Raw genomic sequence first — 15,402 nt, forward strand, 5'->3', positions numbered from 1 at the left:
TTCCGGGTTTCTGCCTTCAGCTCTTTGGGAGTTGGCTTACGAAGCATCCAGGTTCCGACTTGTAGATTTCCTCTCGACAGTTCTTACGGACGAGAACTCTCACCATCCTTATTGGTAGAGAGGAAATAGAAATGTCGTTTATTCAGGTAATCCCCCACAGCCGGTTCTCCCGCCCGCCGATCCCACCCCACCCTGCGTCAAGCCTGATGGGGCCAAGCCCTTTACCGCGGGGCAGGCGTAGCGCCGAGGCTGCGGTAACCGAAACTCCACGTCGATTCCCCTCCGAAGAAAACGCTCCCAAAGGCGATGCAACGCTGCAGACCAAAGTGGGACGCTGGCTGAGCTCAGGTATTACCCCTGAGCCGCTCATCCCGCGAAATGCGTCTATCGGGCCATTTATCAGCCAGTATCAACAGGCGCTCAGTGAGCCGCGACTGCAGGACTGGTTCCGTGCCAAGGGCCTGAAGATCTCTACGGTGCGCGTGTTCAGTGACAGCGTTGTGGGCGTGGTCAGCCGCGATGGAAAAGACGCCGTTGTACGGTTTACCACCACCGATGGTTCAGGTTGGTGGGCGGTCGGCAGCACGCTCGCAAAGCTGCAGAAAATACTGTCGCCGAGTGACTTGGGGATTCCCGCCAACATGCCTTCTGAGCCGATCCCGCGGGATATCATTCTGGATTTTTACGGGGTGCAACCTGCGAAGAACGAGCAGGCGGCTCCAGCGCTGGGTGCACACCTCAAGCGCGATGGCTGGCCACCCATTACCGTTGAGAAGCGCCAGCAATGGCGGGACGCTTTTACCCGCGCAGTGGCGGCGAACAGCAATGCAACTGCCCGCGCCGGCTTGGCGGAGCAGCTTCGCCAGCGTATGCGCGGCCTGAAGGCGGGCGATGATCTGCGGTTGGATCAGCAGCCCTTTGGTGCGCCCCTTGGCTCCTCCCTGGAGCGCGACAGCCAATTACCACGCCAAGCCTTTGTCGAACTGCTTACCTCGCAAGCGTTTCGTGATTTTCTTGAGAAGATCGGCCTGGACAGCGTCGGTGACCGTTTCAGAATCAGCCAGGGCGTCCTTCAACAGCGCGATGCCAAGGGCACATGGCGGACGCTGCAAGCCCACTTCGACGACGAAGTCGGCAAGAATCAGGCCGCTGGCGTGCAGGAAATGAAAAGCCGCTTACACGCGCTGGTCGAGCAAAGCCAGAAAACCGGCAACGCGCTGTACTCCACCGCCACCTGGGATGTGCGCCAAGCGTTGGATTATTTTGGGGCGGGCTCACCGACGACGCCAGAGCAAGGCCGCGATGTACTGGCTTGGCTCGACACACGCTGGCCAGAACCGCCCCTGGTCGCTGATTATGCAAGCTTGACCCCCGGCGTCTGGGCGCCGGGTGCACTGACCGGCGCTGACTGTGACGTACTCAAGAGGAGCGCCGCGAGCGTAGCCGCGTTGTTCGACAGCTTTCTGGCCGGCCCCGACCCTTGGCAGACGTTGTCTGCAGACCCTGATCGGCGGCTGAGTGCGTTTTTCGATTCCCCCATTGCCGTGGCCAAAGCAGACGCCTTGGCCAAGGAACTCAAGCTTTTCGATGTGGCCGATGGCCGACCGTTGCCCAGGGCGCAGCGTCACGCATTATTGGCCACGGCGCTCAAGCTCACCGTTCAGGGCAGCCTGCCGGGCACGCCCGGAACCGTGGCCGGCTACGCCATTTATCAGCCCGGCAATCTGGGGCGCACGCAAAAACAGGTGCGTGCCGACGTTGAGCGACATCTGCAGGAAAAAGGCGCAACTGTCGAAAGTGCGCCGTTTCTGGCGCATATGTTCTTGGCACACGCTGCGCCGGAAATGCTGATCAAGCTCGATCCGCAAGTGCCGGCACAGATGCCGGAGGTTCTCAAGCAGAACCCGGATGACGTACGAATAGGTTCTCCGGCATGGCTTGCTCTGCGGTTGGGTTGTGGCGTCGCCGAAGCGCTGGCTGGGCAAGGCAGCTCGCGGGCGCTGAACGGCACGCAGATCATGGCCCTGGCACGCCTGCAACCGCAAAACCCGGAGCAGGAGGCACTGTTCAAAGGCGTGGGCACCGTGCCCTTGCTGGAGTGGGCCGTCATGGCGGGCGTGTTTCCCGCGCCTCAGGAGGGGAAGTACACCCCGCACCACTACCAGGCGGCGGCGCAGGCGTTCAGCCAACAGCAAAACACTGCGCGCGATGCCTTCACGACGCTTACGGCCGAGCCTCCCTCGATGACGCGCTTGCTTGTCGAGCAACTGGCTCTGCTGTTTCCCGAGATGACTGACGATGAAATTCGCGGGTTCAACTTGCGTCGTGTGGCCGACCCCCGGCAGCACGGTCAGCCCCAAAAGGTATTGTTGACTGAGTTTCTGCTGGCAGAGCAGGACTCGCCGGGTGCGCTGGTTGCCTTGAATACGTGGCTGAACGATTACCGCACAGGCAAAGCGAAGTACCGGTTCGAGCACCCGAAAATTTCCCAGGCCGAGTTTGATGAGCGCATCAAAAAACTGCCGAAAATCGCGCCGCTGGTAGCCCCTGCCATCGAGCATTACGTGGCGGATTGCCGCGCGGCGCAGAGCACGGTACTCAAATTGATGTTCGCGCAGTTGCCGCTGGAAGATCGCAAGGCCTTGGAGGTAGGGCAGGTCGAATTCTTCAGTTTGCGCGAGGAGACCGGCGAAGCCATTGAGGACGACAATGGGCCCGACTCCAACGTATCCAGGCATAAGGGCACCCATGGCACCTTGATCCGCTATGAGACGGGCGCAGTCGAGCCACGGTTCGGTTATTTCGAGGTCTTCCCGGATTCCATGCGCATCATCAAGCTTACCGATCTGAGCTACACGTTGGCGCTGGGCGGGCAAGTCAAGATGGGCCAGAAACCCTACGGCCCCTTTGCCAACGTGCTGCGGGATTTCCGACACGCAGCGCCAGCCAGCTTTGACTTCGAGGCGTACAAGCATGGCAGTGAGCCAAAAGCAGGTGCGCAGTCGTCGGTCATCATCGAAAAGGCCGCGCCTGACCTGGCTGCCGAACGGTTGGCCGGGAACCCGAAACATGCACAGTTGCCGGTGCCCGATACGTTCAACAGCGAGAAAATCGACCGTATCGTCGAGGGCGTATTAGCTAACAGCTTCACCATGCCGCGCGAACCTCTGGTCCGCTATGCCAGTCAGCCCACCGACTATCAGCGCAGGCGGGCATTTCCATTTGGCACCGACGACGTTTTCAGCCCGGGCAACCTGCGGATGGTCGTGGGCCTGCTGCCATTTGTCGGTGCATTCGTCGATCTGGGTGAGGGCAATATTGCACAAGGGCTACGCGGGATGTTGATCGACTTCGCCTCGTTTGCGGTAACCGGCGGGTTGTCGGGTGCGAAGCGCTTTTACAAGGGAATGAAAGTGGTCCTGCCATTTAACGGCAGGGCGTTTTCCCTGCAGGGACTCGACGGGGCATCGCCGTTTCTGCGCAGCGTATTCAACCCGTTGGAAGGTGCCGTCGGGGTGTTGAAAACGGGCCAGAAGGTGGCCGCTTTGGGGAAAGAGTTTATGAAGGGGGAACTGCGTGCCCTGGGCGCGGGTATCTACCTGCCTGCCACGGCCTTTGAAAAGTGCCGCTGGGGCGCCGGGGTGTATACCAGCGTCTATGCGGCTAGCGGCCAGCCGGTCGGCAGCCGAGCCGGCACTTGTGCCGGGCATTCGTTGTACGCCGTGCAGAAAAACAACCTGTGGTACGCAATCAACCCACGCACCTTCAAAGCTGAAGGGGCACCTCTGCAGGGCTTCGAGCCAACGGCCACCTGACGGCACAGACGCCTTCGCCGCGACAATGGCGAAGGCGTCCGTCAACGTCAGTTCAAGCCCAACTTGCCACGCAGGGTGGACAGGTCTTCCGCCAGGGTGTTGACCGGGCCCACCAGCGCCTTGCGGTCGTTTTCCTTGACCTTGTCGTAGGTCTCAAAACCGCCATCCTTGGTTTTGTACTTGGCCAGGATCTTGTCCACGGTGGCGAAGTTCTTGTCGACCTTGGTCAGGAACGCCTTGTCCTGCTTCTCAATCTGGCCACGGAACAGGTCGACGATTTTCTTCGCGCCGTCGACGTTGCCCTGGAAGTCATAAAGGTCGGTGTGGCTGTAGCGGTCTTCCTCACCGGAGATCTTGGTGGCCGCGACTTCTTCGAGCAGCGCAGCGGCGCCGCCAACGACTTTCTCGGGCGGGAAGGTCAGGCCCTCGACGCGGGTCTGCAGGTCCTTGACGTCGCTGTTCAGCTTGTCGGCCAGGGCACCCAGGCCTTCGGTGCTGTTCTTGGAGAACAGGGCGTATTCGATACGGTGGAAGCCGGTGAAGTCTTCAGCTTCAACGCCTTTTTCGTGGTCGTCGACACGGGAGTCGATAGACGCGTCGAGGTCGCTGAACAACTCGGCGATCGGCTCGATGGACTCGTAGTGCACACGGGTCGGCGCATAGAGCTTCTTGGCGGTGGCCAGGTCGCCTTTCTTCACTGCATCGGTAAACGCTTGAGTCTGGGTGACCAGCTCACCGATTTCTTCGGTGACGTAGATCTTGTATTCCGACACCGGGCCTACCAGGTCCAGCGGCGCAGTAGCGGCGAAGGCCGCCAGCGGCGAAAGGGACATTAACAACGACAACGCGATAGACGACTTCTTCATGGGACGTATCCGCTCTGGGTTTGTTTTAGGTATTGGCAGTGGTTTGAGGGTGCGAGGCTTCGAGCAGCGTGCGCCCAAGGAAATCCTTGGATCCCGTGACGCCGGGCAAGGTGAAGAAGTACCCGCCGCCGACCGGCTTGAGGTATTCCTCCAGAGGCTCGCCGTTGAGCCGGGTTTGTACGCTGATGAAGCCTTTTTCCAGGTCAGCCTGGTAGCAGATGAACAACAGCCCCATGTCCAGCTGACCGTTTTTATTGACGCCGTTGGAGTAGTTGAATGGCCGACGCAGAATCAGGTTGGCCTGGGTCTGTGCCGTACGCGGGTTGGCCAGGCGGATGTGGGCATCGAGCTTGGTCACCTTGCCTTCCGGGTCCTTGCTGTAGTCCGGAACCTGGCTTTCGTGCTGGCCATCCATGGGCGCGCCCGTGGGTTTGACGCGACCGATGATGCTCTCTTGCTCTTGCAGCGGGGTACGGTCCCAGCGCTCCACGAAGTTGCGGATGATCCGCACCGCCTGGTAGCTGCCGTTGGCGGCCCAGGCGGGTTCATCGCTGGTCGGCTGCACCCAGACGATCTGGTCCATGGCCTTGTCATCGTTGGAATTCGGGTTGGCCGAACCATCCCGGAAGCCGAGGAAGTTGCGTGCGCTCTGCGCCGGTTCGCCTGGTTTGGCGGGGGCCTGGGGCGGAACGCTGCCTTCCTGTTTCCAGCGCACCAGCAGCAGGTCCGGCAGGTTTTTCACGATGTCACGCAGCGCGTGGATATTGGTGTCCGTGGTGTTGGAAGAAAACTGCAGGCTCAAGTCGCCGTGGCACTGCGCCGGTTCCAATGCATCGTTGGGGAAACCAACCATGCGAATCAGGCGCTTGGGCTTGACCGCAGCCAGGCCGAAGCGCTCGTCGAACAGCGACTCACCCACCGAGACAGTGATGGTCAGGTTGTCCGGTGTCACCACCGGGCCGAGAATACCGGAGTCGGTCGGCGGCAGTTTCGGGTCGACTTGCGGCACGGTGCCGCCGGTCATCAGGAACTGGATGCGCTCGTTCAGGGTGCGGAACAGGCGTTCCAGGTCTTCACGGTCGCTGGCCAATACGTCAAACGCCACGACCATGCCGCAGGCCGGACGCGGAGTGACGATGCCGGTCTGGTGTTTGCCGAAGAAATCGTGGCGGTCCTGGGTCTTGTCACTGCGCGGTGCGGTGGTGACTTGCTCGGCTGCAGCGGCCATGGCCGGGCAGGCCAGGCTGCTGCCGGCAATGGCCGCGCCGGTGGCCGCCATGCCCAGCAGGACGCGGCGACGTTGGAGGTTGGTATGTTCTGAATCACTCATGTATGCGGTCGTCTTCACTGCAGGCCGGAAAGGCCGAGGGCGGGGTCGATTCCATCGAGTGCAACGGCCAGAGCCTTGGCCTTGTCGGCGATCTGCTTGCGCTGATCGGCCGTAACACTGTCGTAGCGGCTGAATTGGCCGTCGACTTTGAAACCATTGAGTTCGGCATCGAACGCATCAAGCGCTTTGTCGACCTTGGGCAACAGGTCGGCGGCGGATTGGGTCAACAGGGGGCGCATCAGGTCGACTACCTTGCGGGCGACCTCAAGGTTGGCGGCAAAACCGTTCAAGTCGACATGGCTGTAGCGTTCTTCTTCACCACTGGCCGCACGCACATCCGCCAGGCTGTTGAGGTTGCGTACCACGATGCTGACCAGTTGCTCCGGTGGCAGCGACTGCGTCAGCAATTGTTGCTTGAGCTGGGTGACATCGGTGACCAGGCGTTGTGCAACCGGAGCCAGGCCGTTCAGGTCGTGCTGCTGGAACAGGCCGTATTCCAGGCGGTGGAAGCCGCTGAACGCGGCATCTTGCTCACGCTTTTCAAAGTAGTCGGCGCGCGCGTTGATCGCGTTGTCCAATTCGGCCAGGCGCTGGGACGCCGGCGCCAACCGTTGGTAGGCTTCGCGGGCCGGCACATACAGCGTCTGCGCGCGGGCCAGGTCACCGGCTTCAATGGCCTGCTGCAAGGCGTTCACGGCCTTGATCAGCGTGCTGCCCTGGCTGCTCAGGTACACGCGGAACTCCGACAGTGGCCCGATAAACGCCACCATCGATGGCTTGGCCTTGGCCAGGGCATCGGACTCGGCGGTCGGCGTCACATGCAAGGTGCCGCGTGGGTTACTCAGCAAGCCGCAGGTGATGGCGTAGTCACCGGGCAACAGGTTGGCGTTGATCACCTGGCTCAAGCCGGGTGCGATGTTCTCGCGCTCTTCGACCACCAGTACACCGTCGAGGATTTCCCATTCCACCGCTCGATCGGAGCGGTTGATGATACGAAAGCTGGCGCGCCCGGCAGGCACAGTCAGTGTGTTGGGTTCGCAGGCGTGGCTGTGGATGGTCACGGCGATTTCATTGTGGTTGGTCTGGCGCTTGGCGGCGGCCAACTGTGAGGCGTAGTAGAACAGGCCACCGGCGGCGATCATCACGACCACCGAGCCGGCGACGGCCCAGCGCAGGGCGCGGGACGGCGGGGCCGGTTGAGGGGTTGGGTTGGACAAGAGGCGGTCCTTACTGACTGGAAGCGGAAGAAGGTTTGGCAACGGGCTTGGCGGGCGCCGAGGGCAGGAAGAACATCACCAGGGCCACCACCAGATAAATCAGATAAGCGCCCAGGGTGCTGACGGTCGGCGCTTCCTGGTAACCGAACATACCGGCCAGTACCGAGCCCAGCGGGCTGTCCATGGGCAGCGCGGCGCTGAAGTCGAACAGCACGGTTTGCAGGTGGTTCCACACGCCGGCTTCATGCAGGGCCTGCACCGAGTTGGCGAGGATGCCGGCGGCTACCACCAGAATGAACAGACCGGTCCAGCGGAAGAACGCGCCGAGGTTCAAGCGCATGCTGCCGGAATAGATGAGGAAACCGACCACAATCGCCAGGATCAGGCCGAGCAGGGCGCCGAGCGGCGCGCCGGGACCTTCGCTCTGCTGGAACACGGCCAGCAGGAAAAACACCGTCTCCAGGCCTTCACGGGCCACGGCGAAAAACACCATGGCGATCAGCGCGAACACCTGGTGCCTGGAGCCGGCCAGGGCGTGGTCGAGGGATTCATGCAGGCTGTGCTTGATGGAACGCGCGACCTTGCGCATCCAGAACACCATGGAACTGAGGATGCCCACGGCGATCAATCCTACGACGCCTTCGAAGAGTTCCTGTTGTTTCTGCGGAAATTCAGCGCTGACCAACTCCAGGCCACCGCCTATCAGCAGGGCGAGCGCGGCGGCGAGAAACACGCCGATCCACACGGCGGGCATCCATTGGCCACGGCCGGTCTGCTGCAGGTAACTGGCGATAATGCCAACGATCAACGCAGCTTCAATGCCTTCGCGCAGCATGATTAAAAAGGGAACAAGCATTCGGCACCGCATCATGACTGGATAGGGTGGTAATTTGTAACATAATGATACTCATTGCTAAACAAGAAATATTGACTTTTGCTGAACCGAGGCTGAACGGTGGTGGCGAAGCGCAACCGCCTTTATGATGCTCGCCTTGTATCGACACAGCTGAATAGCCCATTCCCATGGCGGAAAAAGACACCATCTCCATCCATCTTGTGCGTGAGGCTCTACTGCAGAGCTGCGCGCCCGGCATGGCGCCTGCCGACGTGCTGGGTAAGGTCGGTATTGACCCCGCATGGTTGCAGCAATCCGATGCCCGCGTGCCGGCGGTGGCTTACGCGCGGTTGTGGCGTTTGTTGGCGCGGCGCATGGACGATGAGTTTTTTGGCATGGACCCACGCAAGCTCAAGTCCGGCAGCTTGGCGTTTCTCTGCCACGCCGCCATGGCGCAACCGACCCTGGCGGCGGCCCTGGAAACCGCGCTGGGGTTCCTGTCACTGATGCTGGAGCGGCTGCCCGCGCAACTGGTGCGCCGGCAAAGCCTGGCGGAGATCGTGTTGCATGAGCCCGAGGCTGCACCCAATCGGGCATTCACCTATTTTACGTATTGGATGATTGTCCACGGCGTGGCCTGTTGGCTGGCGGGGCGGCGGATTCCGATCCTGGCCATCGAGCTGCGCTGCCCGCAGCCGGACTTTTGCGACGACTACCAAGTGATGTTTTCCGACAACTTGCGTTTCGATCGGCCACATACCCGCATGATTTTTTCCGCAGACTGCCTCGATCTACCGATCAAACGCAGTATCGAGGAGCTCAAGCGCTTTCTGGCTCACGCACCGGCCAACATACTGGTCAAATACCGCGACCCCGACAGCCTCGCCAACCGCATCAAACACGATCTACGCCAGATGCCGCCTGATACCTGGCCGGAAACCGATAGCCTGGCCACCCGGCTATGCATTTCCGCCTCCACCCTGCGCCGCCGCCTGGCGGAAGAAGGGCAGACCTACCAAGGCCTCAAGGACAGCGTGCGCAAAGAGCTGGCGATTGTCTGGCTGGCCGAGCCGCAGATCAGCTTTGCCGAAATAGCGACGCGGTTGGGGTTCGCGGATACAAGTTCATTTTACAAGGCATTTCGTAAGTGGTCGGGGTCAAACCCGGGGCACTATCGAAGTCTGATCCTGAATGAGCACAGCCGATTTTAGTTGCCACTGTGCGGGATTAGGAAATAGCTGACCAAGTCTTTCTCGTGTGTATGACAGAGCGACCCTATTTGATGATAGGAAACGACTGGCATATTCAGCGCTATAAAGCGTGCACAGTAAGCGGCGTGATTCCTACCTGTAGTTCGGTCTGAGGAGTTGAGGGGTAGGTCGATCACTTGATCAATCTGTCGTTCAACTGTGAGGAAGGCAATCATGAAAAGGTTTTTTGCGTTAGTTGTTTTGATGTTGGCTTTTTTGTCGCCTCAAGCGTTTGGTGGTTGTTGGGCTATCACGGACACCTACACGGGGATACTGGAAGGTGAAAGCGAGAAAGTGGCTTATGGACCCTTTACAATAACCTCCGCGAATGGATGCCTGAGCGCGAACATAGATGCAAGCATTTCCGCGGTAGATCGCGGCAGGCCACCTCAGTTGTCGATACAACAGGAGGTCGGTTCATCGTGGGTGCAGGTGGCAGGAAATGTTGGGAGCAACGTGTTGTACAGCGGTTCGTTTGGCACCTATCGAGTGTTGATAAAAAATCCCGATGCTGCACCTAAAGTCTACTTGGGAACTGTCAAGTACGGACGGTGAAGAGGATGTCTGCAGTGTGTCAAGTTTGTTGCTTGGCTCACTGCAGGCTTAACATTGCAATTATGCCTGCTCATCTAAGGAAAGCTTATTGTTGGTGGAGTTGACGAAATAGGTGAGGGCACCAATAGCATGATTGGCTGCAATCATGGCTTTTTTCCATGTCAAGTTATCCGGTGTGGCATGGCCAGGGAAGTCTTCGAGAAATTTGGCGTATTCTTCTAGCTTTTGATTGAATAACGCAATGGCGTTAAATTTGACATGCGTATTTGCCTGGTTGCCCTTGGCGTCGAACTCTCCATTTCCACTTATAAACATTCCAAACGCCATCACATCAATGGCTCCGCTGCTGTACAGTTGCCTGCCTACCTTCTTCAGTTCATTGGTGCTGATTGATGTCATGTCATAGTCTTTTAAAAAGCTCTTCAGTTCGGTAATTTCTTTCTCGGCGCCTATTTTAAGTATATCCGCCGCTTTTGAGGCGTCTGTTGGAGTGAACGAGTTTTTAATTTCTCTCGGATTTTTGATGAGGTAAGCGCTGGTCGCTTTTGAACGCTGTACGGAGTCAGTCGTCGCTACAATAGCCATTGTGATGTCCACCGTCATTTAAGGGCTTGTAGCGGCAATGCTAGTTTTATTCGCTCAACACTTCATTGGGTAAAATGGCTATAAAGAATATTTGGAAGCTGCTTACAAAGACCTACAACAGAGTCTGACAGCTCAATCCTTCTCATTTTTTTGGAAGGAGCTGTTTTCTGAATAACACATCGTGCACTCCAGGCGATATGTATCCTGCTCTGATCGAGCAGCGAAGGCCTAATCTATGAAGAAATGCCTGATCACTTCAGGGCATCCAAACAAAAAAAGCCCCGCGACCGAATGGACCGCAGGGCTAAAGAATTGGCTGGATGCGACCAACCAAAGGAGCTCTTTACATCATTTGACGCTGGCGACCACCGTGTCCGGCTGCCAGCCACCTCCCAGCGCCTTGTAGATCGCGACTATCCCGCGATACAGATCCACTTCGGCCTGGGCCTGGGCGTCTTCGGCGGCCAGGCGTTCGCGTTGGGCGTCGAGCAGTACCAGGAAGTCCACAGTGCCTTCGCGGTAGCGGATCGCGGCGAGGTCGGCGGCGGCGCGGCTGGATTCACTTTGACGGATCAGCGAAACCAGGCGCTGTTGGCGTTTGCCGTAATCACTGAAGGCATTTTCCGATTCCTCCAGTGCCAGCAACACTTGCTGCTCATACGTTGCCAGGGCGCCATCGGCCTCGGCGTTGGCGCCGCGCAGACGGGCGCGCACGCTGCCCAGGTCGAAGGCGGCCCAGGTAATGCTTGGGCCGAGGGACCAGGCGTTCGCTGCCGCCGAACCGATCTGCGAACCGCGCCCGGCGGTAAAGCCGAGGAAGCCGCTGAGGCTGACCCGTGGGAACAGATCGGCCTTGGCCACGCCGATACGCGCGGTGGCGGCGGCCAGTTTGCGTTCGGCACTGAGGATGTCCGGGCGACGCTGCAGCAGTTGCCCTGGATCGCCGATCGGCAACGCCTTGGCAATCGCCGGCAGGTCTTTGGGGCTCAGGTCCACGCTCAGCTTGTCGGGGCGCTGGCCGAGGAGGGTGGCGATGCGGTTACGTTCGCGCACTTGCTCGGCCTGCAGTTGCGGCACGCTGGCTTCAACCGCCGCCAAGCGTGCGTCGGCGCGCTCCACGTCGAGCTGATCGCCGACACCGGCGTCGCGCAGGCTGACGGTGATGGCGCGCGATTCCTGCTGGTTCTTCAGGTTGTCCAGGGCAATGCGTTCACGCAATTGGGCGCCACGCAGTTGGCCGTAGGCATCCACCAATTCGGCAATCATGGTGACTTGCAGTTGGTACAGGTCGGCTTCGGCCACTTGCTGGTCCGCGTCGCTGGCCTCCAGGTTGCGGCGGATACGGCCGAACAAGTCGACTTCCCAGGCCATGTCCAGCCCCAGGTCGTAGCGCTCGCTGTTGACACGCTTGGTGGTCTGGCCCGGGATCTGGCCTTTGCCCACGTCGCTGCTGGCCCGCGAGGTCACCACCGGCATGATGTCGGTGGCCACGTCGTCACGAATGGCCCGCGCGGCCCGCAGACGGGCAAAGGCTACGCGCAGGTCACGGTTGCCGCTCAGCGACTGGGTCACCAGCTGGTTGAGGGTCGGGTCGTCGAACTGTTGCCACCAGATGCCTTCGTATTTGGCATGGTCATAACTTTTGGTGTCAGCGGCGGCCGTGATATTGGCCGCCTCCAGCTTCTCGGTTTTATAGTCCGGGCCTACCGCACAGGCACTCAGGGCCAGTACCAGCAAGCTCGGCAAAAATACTTTCACACTCATTGCTGTGTCTCCAGCTTCAAGGCCTTGGCCGCTTTGCGCGTTTCGCTGCGCTCCACATAGCGACGGATCAGTACGTAGAACACTGGCGTCAGCAACAGACCGAAGAAGGTCACACCGATCATCCCGGAGAACACCGCCACGCCCATGGCATGCCGCATCTCGGCGCCGGCACCGCTGGACAACACCAGAGGCACCACGCCCATGATGAACGCGAACGAGGTCATCAGGATCGGTCGCAGACGCAGACGGCAGGCTTCCAGTACCGCGGCGAGCGGGTCGAGACCTTCCTGCTGTTTATCCTTGGCGAACTCGACGATCAGAATCGCGTTCTTGCACGCCAGGCCCACCAGTACGATCAAGCCGATCTGAGTGAAGATGTTGTTGTCGCCGCCCGAGATGATCACCCCGGTAATGGCCGACAGCAGCGTCATCGGTACGATCAGGATCACCGCCAGCGGCAGGCTCCAGCTTTCGTATTGAGCGGCCAGTACCAGGAACGCCAACAGTACGCAGAGCGGGAACACGAACAGCGCGGTATTGCCCGAGAGGATCTGCTGATACGTCAGGTCGGTCCACTCGTAGGTCATGCCGTTGGGCAATTCCTCTTTCAGCAGTTTTTCAATCGCGGCCTGGGCCTGGCCGGAGCTGTAGCCCGGGGCGGCGTTGCCGTTGATTTCTGCGGTGATAAAGCCGTTGTAGTGCATCACGCGGTCCGGGCCCGAGGTGTCGCTGACCTTGATAAAGGTCGCCAGCGGGATCATCTCGCCTTTGTTGTTACGCACTTTCAACTGGCCGATCTGGTCTTCGTCCAGGCGGAACTGCTGGTCAGCCTGCACGTTGACCTGATAAGTGCGGCCAAAACGGTTGAAGTCGTTGGCATACAACGAACCCAGGTAGATCTGCAGGGTGTCGAAGATGTCGCTGATCGCCACGCCGTGGGTCTTGGCCTTTTCGCGGTCGATGGCGGCATCGACCTGCGGCACGTTGACGGTGTAGCTGGTGAACAGGCCGAACAACTCCGGCACGTTATGGCTCTTGGCGATGATGTTCTGGGTTTCTTTGTACAGCTCGTCATAACCCAGGTTGCCACGGTCTTCGATCTGCAGGCGGAAACCGCCAATCGTCCCCAGGCCCTGCACCGGCGGCGGTGGGAAGATCGCCATGTAGGCTTCCTGGATGCCGCTGTACTTGCCGTTCAGTGCACCGGCAATCGCACCGGCCGACATGCTTGGGTCTTTACGCTCATCGAACGGCTTCAAGGTCACGAACACGATGCCGCTGTTCGGGCTGTTGGTGAAACCGTTGATCGACAGGCCCGGGAACGCCACCGCAGCTTCCACGCCGGGTTGTTTCAGGGCGATATCGGACATGCGCTTGATCACGTCCTCGGTGCGGTCCAGGCTCGCGGCGTCCGGCAATTGCGCGAAGGCCACCAGATATTGCTTGTCCTGGGCCGGTACGAAACCGGTCGGCGTGTGGGCGAAGCCCAGCCAGGTCAGGACAATCAAGCCGGCGTACAGGAACAGCGCGATCCCACTGCCACGAATCACGCGGCGCACGGTGCCGACGTAACCATGGCTGGCCTTGTCGAAGAAGCGGTTGAACGGTTTGAACAACCAGCCGCCGAGTATTTTGTCGAGGAATCTGGAGAAGCCATCTTTCGGTGCATCGTGACCTTTGAGCAGCACGGCAGCCAGCGCCGGCGACAAGGTCAGCGAGTTGAACGCCGAGATCACAGTAGAGATCGCAATGGTCAACGCGAACTGCTTATAGAACTGCCCGGTCAAGCCGCTGATAAAGGCCGCTGGCACGAACACCGCACACAGCACCAACGCGGTCGCGATGATCGGGCCGGTCACTTCGCTCATAGCTTTTTCAGTCGCCGGGAACGGTTCCAGGCCCAGCTCGATGTTGCGCTCGACGTTCTCCACCACCACGATGGCATCGTCTACCACGATGCCGATGGCCAATACCAGACCGAACAGCGACAGTGCGTTGAGCGAGAAGCCAAACAGGTGCATCACCGCAAACGTACCGATCAAGGACACCGGTACCGCCACCAACGGGATGATCGAGGCGCGCCAGGTCTGTAGGAACAGGATTACTACCAGTACCACGAGAATCAGGGCTTCGAACAGGGTGTGCACCACCGCCTCGATGGAGCCGCGCACGAAGATGGTCGGGTCATAGACAATGCTGAAGTCCATGCCTTGCGGGAAGTTCTGCTTGAGCTCCGCCATCTTGGCGCGTACTTCGTTGGAAATCTCGATCGCGTTGGAACCCGGGCGCTGGAAGATCGGGATCGCCACCGCCGGCTGGTTGTCGAGCAACGAGCGCAGCGCATATTGGCTGGAACCCAGCTCCACCCGCGCAATGTCTCTCAGGCGCGTGATTTCACCGTTGTCGCCCGAGCGAATGACGATGTTCTCGAACTCCTCCTCAGTCACCAGGCGGCCCTGAGTGTTCACCGACAACTGGAAGCTGGTGGCAGTCGGTGCAGGTTGCGCACCCAGGGCACCGGCGGCCACTTGGCGGTTCTGTTCGCGAATCGCGGTGACCACGTCGGTGGCGGTCAGGTTGCGCGAAGCGGTCTTGTTCGGGTCCAGCCAGACGCGCAGCGAGTAGTCACCCATGCCGAACAGCTGCACGTCACCCACACCGCCCAGGCGTGCCAGCTCATCCTTCACATTGAGCAAGGCGTAGTTGGACAGGTAGAGCATGTCGTAACGCTTGTCCGGGGAGGTCAAGTGCACAACCATGGTCAGGTCAGGGGAGGCCTTGTCCACGGTGATACCGATGCGCGTCACTTCTTCAGGCAGTTTCGGCTGAGTCCGGGTCACACGGTTCTGTACCTGTACCTGCGCGTTGTCCAGGTCGGTGCCCAGGGCGAAGGTGATGGTCAGGGTCAGCTTGCCGTCGGCGGTCGACTGCGAGGACATGTACAGCATGTTCTCGACGCCGGTGATGGCTTGCTCCAGCGGAGCGGCCACGGTTTCACCGATGACTTTGGGGTTGGCACCCGGGAAGTTGGCACGTACCACGACGGTCGGCGGCACCACTTCCGGGTATTCGCTGATCGGCAGTTGGAACAGCGAGATCGCACCGGCAATCAGGATCAGCAGCGAAAGCACTGCTGCGAAGATCGGCCGCGAAATGAAGAACTTGGAAAAATTCATCTTGAGTTG

At 59.8% G+C, this 15,402-nt stretch carries 10 protein-coding genes; 3 read left to right on the plus strand and 7 right to left on the minus strand.

The annotated features are described in order from the left end of the window. The first annotated feature begins 131 nt into the window (after positions 1 to 131). Complete coding sequence (locus EXW71_RS00185) at positions 132 to 3,815, plus strand: hypothetical protein (protein WP_256657132.1); 3,684 nt, start codon at positions 132 to 134, stop codon at positions 3,813 to 3,815. Between the two features lie 47 nt (positions 3,816 to 3,862). Here the strand turns inward: EXW71_RS00185 and efeO (EXW71_RS00190) are convergent, their stop codons facing one another. The 4 genes from efeO (EXW71_RS00190) to efeU are packed head-to-tail and all read right to left on the minus strand — an operon-like array spanning position 3,863 to position 8,084. After that, entirely contained in the window at positions 3,863 to 4,681 is an 819-nt protein-coding gene (gene efeO / locus EXW71_RS00190) for an iron uptake system protein EfeO (protein ID WP_134657106.1), read from the minus strand. A gap of 25 nt (positions 4,682 to 4,706) precedes the next feature. Further along, positions 4,707 to 6,011, minus strand: coding sequence for an iron uptake transporter deferrochelatase/peroxidase subunit (gene efeB, locus EXW71_RS00195; RefSeq protein ID WP_134657107.1), 1,305 nt, complete (start codon positions 6,009 to 6,011; stop codon positions 4,707 to 4,709). Between the two features lie 14 nt (positions 6,012 to 6,025). After that, positions 6,026 to 7,228, minus strand: a complete 1,203-nt coding sequence (gene efeO / locus EXW71_RS00200) for an iron uptake system protein EfeO (protein WP_134657108.1) — start codon at positions 7,226 to 7,228, stop codon at positions 6,026 to 6,028. Between the two features lie 10 nt (positions 7,229 to 7,238). After that, positions 7,239 to 8,084, minus strand: a complete 846-nt coding sequence (efeU, locus tag EXW71_RS00205; protein ID WP_134657109.1) for an iron uptake transporter permease EfeU — start codon at positions 8,082 to 8,084, stop codon at positions 7,239 to 7,241. Positions 8,085 to 8,251: 167 nt separating this feature from the next. Between efeU and EXW71_RS00210 the strand changes: the two genes are divergently transcribed. Together EXW71_RS00210 and EXW71_RS00215 are read left to right on the plus strand one after the other, a co-directional pair. Further along, positions 8,252 to 9,274, plus strand: coding sequence for an AraC family transcriptional regulator (locus EXW71_RS00210; protein ID WP_134657110.1), 1,023 nt, complete (start codon positions 8,252 to 8,254; stop codon positions 9,272 to 9,274). Positions 9,275 to 9,487: 213 nt separating this feature from the next. Continuing rightward, on the plus strand, positions 9,488 to 9,868 hold the full coding sequence (locus tag EXW71_RS00215; RefSeq protein WP_134657111.1) for a hypothetical protein: 381 nt from the start codon (positions 9,488 to 9,490) through the stop codon (positions 9,866 to 9,868). A 60-nt stretch (positions 9,869 to 9,928) separates the two neighbouring features. Here the strand turns inward: EXW71_RS00215 and EXW71_RS00220 are convergent, their stop codons facing one another. From EXW71_RS00220 to EXW71_RS00230, 3 genes are all read right to left on the minus strand, one after another. After that, on the minus strand, positions 9,929 to 10,453 hold the full coding sequence (locus EXW71_RS00220; protein ID WP_134657112.1) for a hypothetical protein: 525 nt from the start codon (positions 10,451 to 10,453) through the stop codon (positions 9,929 to 9,931). 348 nt (positions 10,454 to 10,801) lie between these two features. Beyond that, positions 10,802 to 12,217 (minus strand): efflux transporter outer membrane subunit, encoded by a 1,416-nt coding sequence (locus EXW71_RS00225; protein ID WP_134657113.1) that lies wholly within the window; start codon positions 12,215 to 12,217, stop codon positions 10,802 to 10,804. Beyond that, positions 12,214 to 15,393, minus strand: a complete 3,180-nt coding sequence (locus EXW71_RS00230; protein WP_134657114.1) for an efflux RND transporter permease subunit — start codon at positions 15,391 to 15,393, stop codon at positions 12,214 to 12,216. The genes EXW71_RS00225 and EXW71_RS00230 overlap by 4 nt, the downstream gene beginning before the upstream one ends. Positions 15,394 to 15,402: the final 9 nt, after the last annotated feature.

This window comes from Pseudomonas sp. BCA17, assembly GCF_004519405.1.
Taxonomy (GTDB): Bacteria; Pseudomonadota; Gammaproteobacteria; order Pseudomonadales; family Pseudomonadaceae; genus Aquipseudomonas.